A 14,846-nucleotide genomic window follows, 5' to 3' on the forward strand; every position below is an offset into this window, starting at 1 on the left:
GGTAGTGACTGAGGAGCTGGCCCTGCTGGCGTTGGTGTTCGCGGCCGGTTTTGAACAGGTGGGAGGTGAGGGTTTCGCCATTCAGCTCGACGGTGGAAAGGTGGCCGCCTTTGTCGTGGTTGAAGGTAAGGCGGTTGTTGTCTGGCAGGCGCAGTTTGTGCAGTTGGCCGCAGGCGTCATAGCCGTAGCGCAAGGTGCCCCAGCCTTGGTGTTCGGCGGTGAGGCGGTTTTGTGGGTCGTATTCGTAGGCCAGCGCCCAGTGGCCGTCGTCGACGCTTAGGAGGTTGCCTTGGCGGTCGTAGGCATAGTCGACAACATTGCCGTCTGGCAGGGTTTTTCTTACGAGGCGGCCGGCGTGGTCTCGCTTGTAACGGGTAACGAGCTGACTGCCGTCGTCGCCGTGTTCGGTTTTTTCCGCCAGATTGCCGTTGAGGTCATACACGTAAGTCGTGCGCTGGCCGTCAAAGCCGATTTCCTGCTGGATCAGGCCATTGGGGTGGTAAGCGAGTCGGTAGGTTTCGCCCACCTCGTTTTCGATCGAGGTCAGCAGCAGGCGCGCATTGTCGTAGCGGTACTTGACGTGGGTGCCATCGGCGTTGATACGGCGGCTGATCAGGTGCAGGCCGTCGGCGTATTCGTAGCGGGTGACGTGGGTAAGTTCGTCGTGTTCGGCGGTGATTTTTCCGTAGGCGTTGTAGCTGTATTCGCGCGTTGCGCCGCCTGGCAATACGACACGAATCAACCGACCCACACTGTCCCACTGAAACTGGGTCAGCGCTCCCTGTTCATCCTCGCGGGCAACCTGCCGACCAAGATCGTCATAGCGATAACGCTTGCTACCCCCATTGGGCAGCAACTCCTCAAGCAACTGCCCCCGCTCATTCCAAACCAGCCGATGGCAACTGTTGTCGGGAAACCAAACCCCCGTCAGTTGTCCGTATTTGTTGTAGCTATAGTCCGTGATATTGCCGTCAGGATCCGTCTTACGCGTGACGTCGCCCTGATCATTGCGCTCATATTTCCAGACGGCGAGACCACGCCTTACGACCCGTACGAACCCGTTGTCATGCTCGTAGGACGTCGGCTCATCATCCCCCGGAAACAACGCCACCAAGCGTCCGGCTTCGTCGTACTGATACGCCGTCACCGCTCCAAGCGGATCCTGCTCGACCGTCAGCCGGCCCTTGTCGTCATAGGATTTGAAGTGTTCAGCGCCGTCCGGATCAATGCGCTGCACCAGACGTGCGCGGTCATCGTGGACATACACTTCCCGGCTGCCATCAGCGTTATGCACCGTGACACGGCCGTCATCGCCCCAGGCATACCGCGTATCCATCTGCGAAAAGCTGGCCCAGTGCCGAACACACCGCGAAGCCTTACCAGCCCCATCCCACTCCCAAAAGAAACTCGCCCCACCGGCCAACCCACGCTCAAGAATGACGTGCTGCTCGTCGTACCGATAAACCTCGCTTTCACCTACAGCATTGGTCGCAGAAACCAGTCGGCCAAGTTCGTCATAGGCGTAGGAAACAACCTTCTGCTCGGTGACCCATTCAAACGGTTCGTGCCCCTTGGCGCGGTGAACCTGATAGTCCACCGCCACAATGCGGCCCAATTCATAACGCAGAAACAGCGAGCGGCCTACGCCATTATCCAGCCGTTCAACCCGCCCCAAACGATCGCGGAAAACCCGCAACCGGTTGTCATACGCATCGCTGATGGCAACCAGCGCGCCATTGTGGAAGTGATAAAAACGCGACGCCTGAGCCAGCACTAATTCATCGGGCAACTCACCCAAATAAATCGCCGCTTCAGCCAAGCTGTTGGTAATCGCCGGTCGAGCTGCGGTGGGCAGCACAAACTCGGTACGACGATTCTCATGATCCGTCCACACCACCGAATCACCCGAAACCACCAACCGTTGCGCCAGCGAATGGCTCCAGCCAAACCCCAACCCGCAATCGACTTCCACCGCACTGGTGCGATACAGCCGCGTCCACTCAAACGGCAAAACCCCATCCAGCGTGCCGTCTGTGAGGGTCAGCAATTCCTCGCCGGTGACCATCGACACCGGGCAGCCGTTGGTAACGGTTCTGTCGGCCGCAGCCGCCGCATCGCCATTGAGGTTCTTGCCCGAAGCCGGCACATCATCCACAGGTTCCTGGCGCACCAACGCGGTCTGCTGCGTCTTGCCGCGCACCGCCGGCACCGGGTTGGCAACCAACTGGTCCCCAGCCTTCAGCGGCGCAACCGGCACGGTCTTGATCGGCGTCGGGGCACTGCCCAGCAAGATCGGCTTGGCCGCCTCGACATGCTCACCCAAGCGAGATTTACCAAATTGCCCGGCCAGTTGCTCCAACCACCGGCGCGCACGCCGAGACTTGATGCCGCCCAGCACCTGGGCGCTCATGCGTATCGCAATCCCCATGCCGCCCGTGGCCAGGGCCAGCACCAGGTTAATCAGCACGTCGGCGCTGATCTCACCCAGCAACTCGTTCATGTATGCAGGCGGCAACAACCGCATCCAACTGACCATGGCCGACAGGTAGATAAACAGCAGCGGCTCATCGCTGAGCACCAACAGGCCTTTTTCAAGCGCCTCGGCGCTGGCATTCAGCAGCTGTTCAAACTCGGCCTGGGACAGATAACTCAGCAGCTTTTCAGCGTTATCCAACGGGTGTGCAAGCCACTCAAACAGCTGCTTGAGGCTGTCCCATAGTGAGTACAGCGCCTCGCCAAACCCTTTGGCGTAAGCCTGGTCCAGCATGAGATAACGCTTGAGGACATTGGCCTCGGAGTAGTCCTGCCACAGTGGCGCAAATGTGCCGCTCCACTCGCTGCGCAGCCAGCCTTCCAGCGGTTCGATGACCGACTGATAGGAGGCATACAACGCCTTGAAATGCGCAGGCGAAACGTCGGGGTAAAAGTTGACCCGGTACTGCTGGTTGCGATCACATTCGGTGATTTCGAGAATGCCGCTGGGGCCAATAGTTTTGCGGATCGGCTCGCCCAGTGGGCCGCCATTGGGGTCTACGCGTTGCAGCACCACCGGCGTATTGCCGATGGGCACAAAGCGTGTGCTCTGGAACATATGCACCAGGGTCAACGTGCCGCTGGCCTGGCAGGTGGCGACGGTGGTGCTGGGAATGATCGAGCGGTCGATCGGCGCGACCAGCGCCACTTCGTTGCCGACCTTGAACACCTGCTCGACGTCCAGCGCCGAAAAGCTCAAGAAGCTCTGCGCCCAGCTGTCGTATGAACTCAAGCAACGCCGGAAATCGCCAAGCACGGCCTCGACGTCCCGCGTCTTCGAATCCATGGCGGCTAGCACCAACAGGCCAATAGTCTGGCCGGTGGCGGCGATCAAAACCAAGCCCCGACAACCGAGGCCTTAACCAGAAAAACCATCTGCAATCCCTCGCACTGTGTGATCAGGCGAAGGACTTTGCAGAGATTTTCAGGACAACTCTGTAGAGCTTATCCGGTGGTTACGTGGGAAGTTTCAACGGCCTTCGTGCGCTCCCGCCCAAGCACCAGGCTGCACAGCGCCGGCAGGAACAACAGCGTCAACACGGTGCCTACCAGCACCCCGCCAATCAGCACGTAGGCCAGGGACGACCAGAACACCGACAGCGTCAACGGAATAAACGCCAGCGCCGCCGCCAATGCGGTCAGGATCACCGGCCGCGCCCGGCGCACGGTGGCTTCGATAATCGCCTCGCGCACTGCCATGCCATGGTCCTGGTTCTGGCGGATCTGGTCGGTAAAGATCAGCGTGTTGCGCATCAGAATGCCGCCAATCCCGATCAGGCCCAGAATCGCATTAAACCCGAACGGCTGGTTGAACAGCAGCAAGGTCGGCACTGCGCCAATCAAGCCCAGCGGCGCCGTGGCGAAGACCATGAACATCACGCCAAACGAGCGCACCTGGAACATGATCACCGTGAGGGTCAGCAAAATCATGATCGGGAACAGTGCCGCCAGCGCCACGTTGGCCTTGGCGCTTTCTTCCACTGGGCCGCCGATCTCGATCTGGTAACCGGCGGGCAGCTTGGCGATCAAGGGTTGCAGGTCTTTGTATACGGCCATTTCCACGTCGGGCGGTTGCACGCCGTCGATGATGTCGGCGCGCACTTCCACGGTGCTTGCACGGTTGCGCCGCTTGAGGATCGGCTCTTCCATCACCGCCTGGAAGTGCCCGACCTGGGCCAGCGGCACCGAGGTGCCGGCGCTGTTGGTGAGGGTCATGTTGTTGAGGTTGCCGAGGTTCTCGCGCTGGTTGCCCTGGGCACGCGCGACCACCGACACGGTGCGGTTGCCTTCGCGCACTTCGGTGATCGGGTTGCCGCTGAGCAAGGCGTTGAGCTGGGATTTGACCTCGTTGGGCGTGAAGCCCAGCAGGCGCAGGCGGTCCTGGTCCAGCACCAGCCGATAACCGCTGGTGCGTTCGCCCCAGTCGAGGAAAGCGTCCTTGGTCAACGTGTTGGCCGCCACGACGCGGCGCACGTCTTCGGACACCCCGCGCAGCACATCCAGGTTCGGCCCGGACACACGAAACACCACCGGGAACGGCACCGGCGGGCCAAACAGCAATTGCGTGACGCGCACCCGCGCTGCCGGGAATTCACCGGCGGCAATGCGTTCACGCATGCGCACTTTCAATGCGTCACGGGCATGGGAGTCCGGGGTTTGCACAATCAGTTTGGCAAACGCCGGGTCGGGCAGTTCGGGGTTCAGCGACAGGAAAAAGCGTGGCGCACCGCCGCCCACATAGGTGTCGACCAGGCTGGTTTGCGGTTCTTGCAGCAAGGCTTTTTCCAGCTGCGCCGCCACCGCTTCGGTGCTTTTGAAGGCGCTGCCGGGCGGCATGTACACCTCAAGGATCAGCTCGGAACGGTCGGAGTTGGGGAAAAACTGCTTCTTCACCACGCCCATGCCCAGCACGCACAGTACAAAGGCACCGACCACCAGGCCAGTGACCAGCCAGCGTTGGCGCACACAGGCTTCGACCAGGCTGCGCAGTTTCTGGTAATAACGGCCGGCGTAAATCGCGTCATGACCGCCTGGCACCGGTTTGATCTGCGGCAGCAACTTCACGCCCAGGTACGGCGTGAACACCACGGCCACCAGCCAGGACGAGATCAGCGCAAAGCCGACGATCCAGAAGATATTGCCGGCATATTCGCCGGCGCCGGAGCGGGCAAAACCCACCGGCAGAAAGCCGATGATGGTCACCAAGGTGCCGGTGAGCATCGGCGCCGCAGTGGAACTCCAGGCAAACGTGGCGGCGTGAATCCGGTCAAACCCTTCTTCGAGTTTTACCACCATCATCTCGATGGCGATGATCGCATCGTCCACCAGCAAACCCAGGGAAATAATCAGCGCGCCCAAGGTAATGCGGTCAAATTCACGCCCGGTGAGCAGCATGATCACAAACACCACCGACAAGGTCAGCGGCACCGCGGCGGCCACCACCAGCCCGACGCGAAAGCCCAGGGCCAACAGGCTGATTACCATCACTACGGCCAGGGCGACGAAGAATTTGAGCATGAACTCATTCACCGCCAGGCTGATGTTTTTCGCCTGGTCGGAGACCTTGGCGAAGTTCACGCCCAGCGGCAGGTCCGCCTGGATTCTGGCTTCCTGGGCCTTGAGGCTTTTGTCCAGTTCCAGGCCGTTCCAGTGCTTCTCCATGATCACGCCAAGCATCAGCGCCGGGTCGCCCTGATGGCGGATGCGATAGCTGGGCGGGTCTTCATAACCACGGCTCACGGTCGCCACATCGGCAATGCGCAGTACGCGGCCGTTGACTTCCAGCGGTACGTTTTCGATCAGCGCCAGGCTGTCGAAGGCGCCGTCGATGCGAATATAGGCACGCGCGCCAGCGGTTTCGACAAAGCCCGACGGCGCCACGGCGTTCTGTGCGGCGAGGGCGGCGAAGATCTGGTCCGGCTTGATGCCCAGCGTGGCCAGGCGCTCATAAGAGAACTCGACAAATATCCGCTGCGCCTGCTCGCCGAGGATATTGACCTTCTTCACGCCCGGCAGGTTGAGCAAGCCCTGGCGCAAGTCTTCGGCCATCTGCACTTGCTGGCGATGGGGCAGATGCTCGGCTTCCAGCGCATACAGGGCGAAATACACATCGGAATATTCGTCATTGAAGAACGGCCCGATCACGCCTTTGGGCAGTTTCGCCGCTTCGTCGCTGAGCTTTTTGCGGGTCTGGTAGAACAGGTCCTGGATCTCACTGGGGCGCGTGGATTCCTTGTAGGTCATGCGCATCGACACAAAACCCGGCTGGGCGATGGTCTCGACGCGGTCGTAGTAGTCCAGTTCCTGCAGGCGTTTTTCCAGGCGGTCGGCGACCTGTTCCTGCATCTCCTGGGCGGTGGCGCCGGGCCAGGCGGCGGTGATGGTCATGACCTTGACGGTAAACGACGGGTCTTCAGCGCGCCCCAGCTTGCCGAACGAGAAGATCCCGGCGGCGAGGATCGCAATGATCAGAAACAGCGTGACGGCGCGGTGCTTTACCGCCAGTTCGGAGAGGTTGATGCCGCGCATGCTCAGTGGTCCTGTTTACGGTTGAGGGCCAGTGTCTGGGCCGGCAGCAGGCGCACCGTGTCGCCGCTGTGCAGCAAGTGCGCGCCGAGGGCGACGACGATCTGGCCGGGCGTTACGCCTCTGTCGAGCAGCGCGTCTTCCTGGCCGAGGCTGGCGACGTTGACGGGGGCGAAGCTGACCTTGTCGTCCGCGCCAATCACCCACACGCCGGTGCCTTGCCCCGCATCCTGCAACGCGCCGATGGGCACGCGGGTTTGCTGGGCCTGGCCGTTGCCTTGCAGGCGTACGGTGATGGTGGAGCCGAGGGCAAAACGGTCGACGGCGCCATGCAGCACGTAGCGTGCGCGGTAGGTGCGGGTGGTGGGGTCGGCGCTGGCCGACAGCTCGCGCAGCGTGGCTGTCACGGCCTGGTCCTGTGCGCCGAACGGGAAGGCCAGGGCTTTTTGCGCGGCTCGGTCGCGCTGGTTTTCCGGCAGGTTGACGATGGCTTCGCGGGCGCCGTCATGGGCCAGGCGCGCCACGATCTGGCCCTCGGCGACCACTTGGCCGCGATCCACGCGCACATCGGTGATGATGCCGTCGCCGTCGGCCTTGAGCACCGAGTAAGTGCGGCGGTTTTCGATCTGGCTGGCATCCGATTGCGCCGCGGCCAGTTCGGCTTCGGCCACGCGCAGGTTGGTCGCCGACTGGTCGAAGATCTGCCGCGACACGGCGCCGGTGCTGGCCAGGCGCTGGTAACGGTTTTCGTCATCACGGCGCTGGCGCAATTGCGCCTGGGCAGCGTTGACGCGGTTTTTGGCCGAGCGCAGGGCCAGTTCGAAGTCGCCGATGTCCAGCACCAGCAAGGTGTCACCACGGGCGACGTGCTGGCCGGGGTCGACCTTGCGTTCGATGACTTTGCCGCTGACCCGGAAGCCCAAATCGCTTTCGGTGCGCGCCGCGACCACGCCGGTGTAGGCGCTTTGTTGGGTGCCGGCGGCTTCTACCTTGGCGGCCAGAACGGGACGCGGCAGCGGCACTTCGGCGGCGGTGTCGGCCTTGCTGTTGCAGCCGCTGAGGATAATCAACAGGCCCAGGGGCGTGAGAAGACGCAGGGGAAGAGGGTGCATGACGGGCTCCAGGGGTGGCCAATGGATAAAAAATTATGGACATAATTTTTTGCTCATATTATGGTCGAAATATAAATTAATCCAGCCCCCGGATATTCCTTATGTCGAACGCCCCGGCCCCCTCGCGAAGCCTGTTGTTTTTACTGATGGCGCTCACCGCACTCGGTGAAGTCTCGACCCAATTGCTCATCCCCGGCCTGGGCGCCATCGAGCAGGCACTGGCGGCGCCAGCGGGTTCGGCGTTGATGGCGTTGTCGGCATTTGTGGCTGCATTTGGCCTTGGGCAATTGCTGTTCGGGCCGCTGTCGGACCGCATCGGCCGTCGCCCCGTGCTACTTGGCGGCCTGGCGCTGTATGTGCTGGCAACCCTGTCGATGCTGCTGGTCAGCGACATTCAACAGTTCATTGCCGCCCGCGTGCTGCAAGGCCTGGGCGCCTGCGCCGCGCTGGTGCTGGCGCGCACGGTGGTGCGTGATGTGTGGAAGGCCGAAGCGGGGCCGGCGCTGGCGTTGACCATGATCGGCATGCTCTACGCCATCGTTGTGGCGCCGATGATTGGCGGGTTGCTGATCAAGCTGCTGGGCTGGCAGGCGCCGATCCTGCTGGCGCTGGTGATCGGCAGCGTGGTGCTGGTGTTGGCGCTGTTGTTCTTTCGCGAGAGCAATCACTTTCTGGACCCCAAGGCCGGGCATTGGCGCCCCCTCGGCGGGCAATACCTGGATCTGCTCAAGGGCGGCCAGTATCGGGCGTACGCGGTTGCGTTGGCCTGCACCTACGGCGCGATGTTCGCGGTGATCGCGGGTTCATCGGCGGTGTTTATCAACTTGCTGGGGTTCAGCAGCCTGGAGTACGGGCTTAATTTTGGCCTGATCGTGTCGATGCTGATCGTGGGTTCTACCTACACCCGGCGCAATATCCTGCGCCTGGGGCCGCAACGCATTGTGTCGATAGGCGTGACGCTGGTCGCCATCGGCGGGATTCTAGCGGTGGTGATTTACGAGCTGTTCGGCCTGTCGGCGCTGGGCCTGGATATTCCGGTGGCATTGGTCACCCTTGGCGGCGGCCTGGTGTTGCCGGGCTCTGTCACGGGCGGGGTGATGCCCAACGCCCATCGTGCGGGGTTGGCGGCGGGGTTGATGGGCTTTTCGCAGATGTTTGGCGCGACGTGCAGTGGCCTGTTGCTGAGCCATCTGCGTGATGGCAGTGCCACGCCGATGATCATGATCCAGGCGAGCTTTGCGGTTTCGGCGTTTGTGGCGTTCCACCTGCTGCGCCAGCGCCGGGCGGTGCTGGCCGCGGCTTGATCGTTCCCACGCTCTGCGTGGGAATGCCGCCCCGGACGCTCCGCGTCCCGCTCTGGCAGTCGTGACGCAGAGCGTCACTGGATGCATTCCCACGCGGAGCGTGGGAACGATCAGCGGTCAGGCCATGTCGCTGTGCGCGAATTCCTCGCCTAGAAAATCAATCAACGTGCGCACCGACGGCAACAGTCCACGGCGCGAAGGGAAAATCGCGTGCACGATCCCGGTCCTTGGCGACCAACCCGGGATCAAGTTGACCAGGCGCCCGGCAGCAATGTCCTCGCGCACCACCACACTCGGCAGGTGCGCAATACCCACCCCGGCACACACCGCGTGGCGCAACGCCAACAGGTCATCGGTGATCATCCGTGGGAAATGCCGGATCACCGCGCTGGCACCGTTCTCGCCAAACAACTCCCACTGGTATTCGCGCTGCGCCGAGCCCCAATACACGCTCGGCAACCCATTCAAGTCCCCCGGCAACGGCGGGTTGGACAGGCGCGACACAAACGCCGGGCTGCCCACCAGGCACTGCGTGCTGTTGCCAAGCACCTTCATCACCAGATCGGTGTCTTCCAATGGCGGAAAGCGAATGCGCAGGGCGATGTCAAAGCCTTCGTGAATCACATCCACGCGCCGGTTGGTGCTCTCCAGGTGCAACTCCACCAGCGGGAATTTGAGCATATAGCGGGTCAGCATCGGCCCGACCCAGGAGTTGAGCAGGGCGGTGGGGCAACTCAAACGCACAATGCCCTGGGGCTCGGAACGGTTGCGCTCGATCACTTCGGCGGCGGCTTCGGCCTCTACCCGCATGGCCAGGCAGCGCTGGTAATAGACCTGGCCAATTTCGGTGAGCGAACAATGCCGGCTGGTGCGGTTGATCAGGCGCACACCCAGGCGCTCTTCGAGCTCGCTGATACGCCGGCTGAGCTTCGACTTGGGCATGTCCAGCGCGCGGCCCGCGGCGGCAAAACCACGGTGCTCGACCACTTGGGTGAAGTAATAGAGGGTGTTGAGGTCTTCCACTATCGTTCTCCAAATAGAACGCTAAGGGTTATTTTTGCCGTCTAGCGCGGTAAAGGTAGCGGATTTAAGCTGTGTACATGCACTGCTTTCACGCCTTTGGAGAAACGCCATGAAAAATATCATCGGTATCTACACCAGCCCACGCAGCCATTGGGTAGGCGACGGCTTTCCGGTTCGTACGCTGTTTTCCTACGACACCATGGGCAAACACATCAGCCCGTTCCTGTTGCTGGACCACGCCGGGCCGGCCGATTTCACCCCGACCCAAGCACGTCGTGGCGTAGGCCAGCACCCGCATCGCGGCTTTGAAACCGTGACCATCGTCTATAAGGGCGAAGTCGAGCACCGCGATTCCACCGGCGCTGGCGGCACCATCGGCCCAGGCGATGTGCAATGGATGACGGCGGCCAAAGGCATCCTGCATGAGGAGTTCCACTCCGCAGCGTTTGCCCAAAAGGGCGGCGCGCTGGAAATGGTGCAGTTGTGGGTCAACCTGCCGGCCAAGGACAAAATGACCGATGCCGGCTACCAGACCATCCTCGACGGCGATATCCCGTCGTTACCGCTGGCCGACAACGCCGGCAGCCTGCGCCTGATTGCCGGTGAGTTTGCCGGTAAACAAGGCCCGGCCCGCACCTTCACACCGATCGACGTGTGGGATGTGCGCCTCAATGCCGGTAAGTCTGTGACCCTCGACCTGCACGCCGGGCGCAACACCGCACTGGTAGTGCTCAAAGGCACGGTGCAGGTCAATGGCCAGGAACTGGTGCGCGAAGGGCAACTGGCGTTGTTCGAACGCGACGGCGACCAACTCGCCCTGGAGTCGAACAACGATGCGATGTTCCTGCTGCTCAGCGGCGAACCCATCGATGAGCCTATCGTCGGCCACGGCCCGTTCGTGATGAACACCGAGCAAGAGATCCACCAGGCTTTTGCCGACTTCCAGTCCGGCCAGTTCGGCCAGATGCATCACTGATTCACCCCCGCAACACCCAACCCAGATGGCCAGGCCGGTTTACCGGCCAAGGATGGCTGTCGCCCATGGAAAAGAGGAAGCACTCATGACTACTCCCTACAAGCGTCTGGACAAGGACAACGCCGCCGTTCTGCTGGTTGATCATCAGGCTGGCCTGCTGTCTCTGGTGCGAGATATCGAACCAGACAAGTTCAAGAACAACGTGCTGGCCCTGGCCGACCTGGCCAAGTACTTCAAGTTGCCGACCATCCTCACCACCAGCTTCGAAACCGGCCCCAATGGCCCGCTGGTGCCGGAACTCAAGGCATTGTTCCCGGACGCGCCCTACATTGCGCGCCCTGGCCAGATCAATGCCTGGGACAACGAAGATTTCGTCAAGGCGATCAAGGCCACCGGCAAGAAACAACTGATCATCGCCGGCGTGGTGACCGAGGTTTGCGTGGCGTTCCCTGCGTTGTCGGCTCTGGCTGAAGGGTTTGAGGTGTTCGTGGTGACGGACGCGTCCGGCACCTTCAACGAAATCACCCGTGATTCGGCCTGGGACCGCATGTCGGCCAACGGCGCGCAACTGATGACCTGGTTCGGCCTGGCCTGTGAGCTGCACCGCGACTGGCGCAACGATATCGAAGGCCTGGGCACCTTGTTTGCCAACCATATCCCGGACTATCGCAACCTGTTTACCAGCTATAACGCGTTGACTGGCGCTAAATAAACCCAGACCTCGTGATTGGCACATAACCCCTTTGGGAGCGAGCCTGTGTGGGAGCTGGCTTGCCTGCGATGGCATCACCTCGATTCATCAGTCATACCGAGGTGTCCGCATCGCAGGCAAGCCAGCTCCCACACAAAGCCTGCTTCCACATTAAGCCTGTTCCCACATTTTGTTATTCAGTATTGCCGATTCATGCGATCTTCTCGCCACACACCCTGGAGTCGCCTGGATGCCCTCATTTATCGCTGATCACCCGATGCTGTGCGCCGTGGCGCTGATCTTTATCGACATCGCCGTGTGGCGGCTTATTTCCGCCAACCTCGCCAACTGGAAACTGGCGGCGCGCCTGGCGATCTTTGCGGTGTTCAGCGCCGTGCTGTTCAACGACGGCATGAACCCCATGCAGCTTGCGCCCTATGGCGACAACACCGCCTTGCACCTGGCGGCCACGGCGTTGCAGATCGGCTGGTGGCTGTTCGCAGCGCGCACCCTCACGGTATTGCTCGGCACGGTCATGATGAATCGCGTCGGGCACGGCGGGCGCTTGCTGCAAGACCTGCTGGGCGCAGTGATCTTCCTGATCGCGATCATCGCCGCCATGGCCTATGTGCTCGACTTGCCGGTCAAGGGCGTGCTCGCCACCTCCGGCGCGGTGGCGATCATCGTCGGCCTGGCGTTGCAAAGCACCTTGAGCGACGTGTTTTCCGGGATCGTGCTCAACACCACCAAGCCGTATCAGGTGGATGACTGGATCTCCATCGACGGCACCGAGGGGCGCGTCACCGACATCGACTGGCGCGCCACGCGCCTGCAAACCTCCCAGGGCAGCATGGCGGTGATCCCCAACTCCCTGGCGGCCAAGGCCAAGATCATCAACTTCTCACGCCCGGCGGACATGTTCGGCCTGGCGGTCAGCCTGCAAGTCAGCCCGCATGCGCGCCCGCAAACCGTGATCGAAGCGCTGGAGCGTGCGATGCAAGGTTGCCGACCATTGCTGGCCAAACCCGCGCCCAGCGTGGCGTTCAAGACTTCGGCCAGTGGCGGCGTGGAATACGAGATCAGCGGGTTCGTGCCGGCCATGGGCCAAAAGCGGGAAGTGCGTAACCAGCTTTACGACCTGGCGTTCCGTCACCTGCAAGCAGCGGGCGTGGGCCTGCTGTCGGCCACCGAAAGCAGCGCGCCGCCGGTGATGTCCCACGCACGGGCATTGCTGGAGCGTTCGTCGATTTTCTCCACGTTGCGCCAAGAGGAAAAAGACACCTTCAGCCAGAACATGACCCTGCACACCTATCGTGCCGGCGAGATGATCCTGCCGGCGGGGGAGGTCAGCGACCATTTGTTTATCGTCGAGTCCGGCGTGGTCTCGGTGATGTTGATCAAGGATGGCCACACGTTCGAAGCCGGGCGTATGGGGCCGGGCGAGGTGATTGGCGAGTCGGGGATTTTGTCCGATCAAGCGGCGCTGGCGGACTTCACCGCCAAGACCTTCTGCACGCTGTACCGCATCGAGAATGAGTACCTCAAACCCTGCCTGGACGCGCGCCACGACATCAGCGAAGCGATGAAGGCGCTGCTGGATTTCCGCCTGCACGCCGCGCAGGTCCTGACCCAGGACGCGCCGGTGGTGCCGGTCAAGAAAGGCTTTTTGCAATGGCTGCGTAACCGCGGGTTGTGAGGCCATTACGCCTCAAATCAAAAGCAAAACCTGTGGGAGCTGGCTTGCCTGGAAGCTGACTAGTGTGGGAGCAGGCAAGCCAGCTCCCACATTCAGACCGTTGGGCAGTGTGCGCTTGCTCAATGACTCAAATACACCGGGCTGTCGGTGGACAGCGAAGCTTTTACCGCGTGGGTCATGTCGGTGATCAGCGCTTCTTCGCGGTCCTCACTTAATGCCTTGAGGGTAATGGCCACCACTTCCTGCGGGGTGCTTTTTGGCGCCTGCACATCCGCCACCATGTCAGTGTCGATATAGGCCGGGTGTACGCCGATCACCAAGGTGTTCTGCTCGCGCAATTCACCACGCAGGCCATTGGTAAGACCCCATTGCGCCGACTTGGAGGTGCTGTAGCCGCCGGAGCCGGGAGGGCTCAGCCAGCTCAGTACCGAAAGGATATTGATCAACGCGCCGCCACCGTGCCGGGCCAGGATCGGCGCAAAAGCGCGGCTCAGGCGCAAGGTGCCGAAGGTGTTCACCTCAAAGTGCTGCTGCAGGTTTTCGATGCTGTCTTCGGCCAGCAACGAGCCGTACTTGAGCCAGCCCGCGTTGTTGATCAACACACTCACATCGCCGCACTGCTCGGCGGCGCGCTGCACGCTGGCCGGGTCGGTAATGTCCAGGGCAATCGGCGTGCTGCCGGGGATATCCACACTGGCCGGGTCACGTGCACCGGCATACACCTTGGCCGCACCCGCTGCCAGCAGCGCGGTGACAAACGCTTTGCCCAGGCCACGATTGGCACCGGTAACCAACACCACTTTTCCACGAATATCCATGATGAACTCCAGGCGACGAATTAGGTTTAATAATGAAACCGTTTTTATCTTGAGCCTGTTGGTCCTATAATGCAACCTAATATTTATGCATGCCTGGAGGCCCGACGATGAAACGCAAATGCCTGGAAGGCGACTGTTGCCCGGTCGCCCGCGCGCTCGACGTGGTGGGGGATTGGTGGACGCTGTTGATCATCCGCGACGCCTACGCCGGGGTGACGCGCTTTGGCGACTTTCAAAAACGCCTGGGCGTAGCGAAAAACATCCTCGCCACGCGCCTCAAGGACATGGTCGAACAAGGCCTGTTGCAAACCAGTGAAGTGGGCGCGCGCAGCGAATATCAACTCACCGACAAAGGCCGCGCGCTGATGCCGGTACTGGTAACCCTGGCGCAATGGGGCGAAACCTTCACTCAGCCGGCCGATGGCGCCACCCACTTGCTGGATGCGCGCTTGCTCAAGCCGCTGCGCAAGGTTGAGATCGTGTCCGAGGATGGCCGGGTGCTGGGCCTGGAAGACATCATCACCCAGATGCCAGCGGCATAACGACTGGGCCATTGTGGCGAGCAGGCTGTTGTGGCAAACAGGCTTGTTATGGAAAACAGGCTTGTTGTGGCGAGCAGGCTTGCCCTGCGTTGGGCTGCGAAGCAGCCCCAGCTCTTTCTGCCTGAC

Annotated in this window: 10 protein-coding genes; 5 read left to right on the forward strand and 5 right to left on the reverse strand. The window is 61.6% G+C overall.

Features of this window, described 5'->3' with window-relative positions:
• From GIW48_RS26035 to GIW48_RS26045, 3 genes are all read right to left on the reverse strand, one after another.
• Positions 1 to 3,319: DUF6531 domain-containing protein (locus GIW48_RS26035; protein ID WP_236486606.1), on the reverse strand; the 3,319-nt coding region annotated here is incomplete at its 3' end.
• Between the two features lie 158 nt (positions 3,320 to 3,477).
• Entirely contained in the window at positions 3,478 to 6,561 is a 3,084-nt protein-coding gene (locus tag GIW48_RS26040) for an efflux RND transporter permease subunit (protein WP_236462389.1), read from the reverse strand.
• A 2-nt stretch (positions 6,562 to 6,563) separates the two neighbouring features.
• Positions 6,564 to 7,670 carry an efflux RND transporter periplasmic adaptor subunit gene (locus GIW48_RS26045; RefSeq protein ID WP_236462393.1) on the reverse strand — a complete coding sequence of 369 codons (1,107 nt, stop codon included), beginning with the start codon at positions 7,668 to 7,670 and terminating at the stop codon, positions 6,564 to 6,566.
• Between the two features lie 101 nt (positions 7,671 to 7,771).
• Between GIW48_RS26045 and GIW48_RS26050 the strand changes: the two genes are divergently transcribed.
• Positions 7,772 to 8,974 carry a multidrug effflux MFS transporter gene (locus GIW48_RS26050; RefSeq protein WP_236462398.1) on the forward strand — a complete coding sequence of 401 codons (1,203 nt, stop codon included), beginning with the start codon at positions 7,772 to 7,774 and terminating at the stop codon, positions 8,972 to 8,974.
• A 117-nt stretch (positions 8,975 to 9,091) separates the two neighbouring features.
• On the opposite strand, the gene GIW48_RS26055 is transcribed toward GIW48_RS26050, so the two are convergent.
• Positions 9,092 to 9,997 (reverse strand): LysR family transcriptional regulator, encoded by a 906-nt coding sequence (locus tag GIW48_RS26055; protein WP_236462401.1) that lies wholly within the window; start codon positions 9,995 to 9,997, stop codon positions 9,092 to 9,094.
• A 109-nt stretch (positions 9,998 to 10,106) separates the two neighbouring features.
• Here GIW48_RS26055 and GIW48_RS26060 point away from each other — a divergent pair, with 109 nt between their 5' ends.
• The 3 genes from GIW48_RS26060 to GIW48_RS26070 all read left to right on the forward strand — a co-directional run bounded on the left by GIW48_RS26060 (position 10,107) and on the right by GIW48_RS26070 (position 13,360).
• On the forward strand, positions 10,107 to 10,973 hold the full coding sequence (locus GIW48_RS26060; RefSeq protein WP_017139688.1) for a pirin family protein: 867 nt from the start codon (positions 10,107 to 10,109) through the stop codon (positions 10,971 to 10,973).
• An 85-nt stretch (positions 10,974 to 11,058) separates the two neighbouring features.
• Positions 11,059 to 11,685, forward strand: a complete 627-nt coding sequence (gene ycaC / locus GIW48_RS26065) for an isochorismate family cysteine hydrolase YcaC (RefSeq protein WP_138453962.1) — start codon at positions 11,059 to 11,061, stop codon at positions 11,683 to 11,685.
• 229 nt (positions 11,686 to 11,914) lie between these two features.
• Positions 11,915 to 13,360, forward strand: coding sequence for a mechanosensitive ion channel domain-containing protein (locus GIW48_RS26070; protein ID WP_236462404.1), 1,446 nt, complete (start codon positions 11,915 to 11,917; stop codon positions 13,358 to 13,360).
• A gap of 119 nt (positions 13,361 to 13,479) precedes the next feature.
• On the opposite strand, the gene GIW48_RS26075 is transcribed toward GIW48_RS26070, so the two are convergent.
• A complete protein-coding gene (locus tag GIW48_RS26075) occupies positions 13,480 to 14,178 on the reverse strand; it encodes an SDR family oxidoreductase (RefSeq protein WP_099548724.1) in 699 nt (232 codons plus the stop codon).
• Positions 14,179 to 14,285: 107 nt separating this feature from the next.
• On the opposite strand from GIW48_RS26075, the gene GIW48_RS26080 reads away from it, so the two are divergent.
• On the forward strand, positions 14,286 to 14,720 hold the full coding sequence (locus tag GIW48_RS26080; RefSeq protein WP_236462407.1) for a winged helix-turn-helix transcriptional regulator: 435 nt from the start codon (positions 14,286 to 14,288) through the stop codon (positions 14,718 to 14,720).
• Positions 14,721 to 14,846 lie beyond the last annotated feature (126 nt).

The sequence above is a fragment of the Pseudomonas sp. PA-6-3C genome, from assembly GCF_021605825.1.
GTDB classification, from domain to species: Bacteria; Pseudomonadota; Gammaproteobacteria; order Pseudomonadales; family Pseudomonadaceae; genus Aquipseudomonas; species Aquipseudomonas edaphica.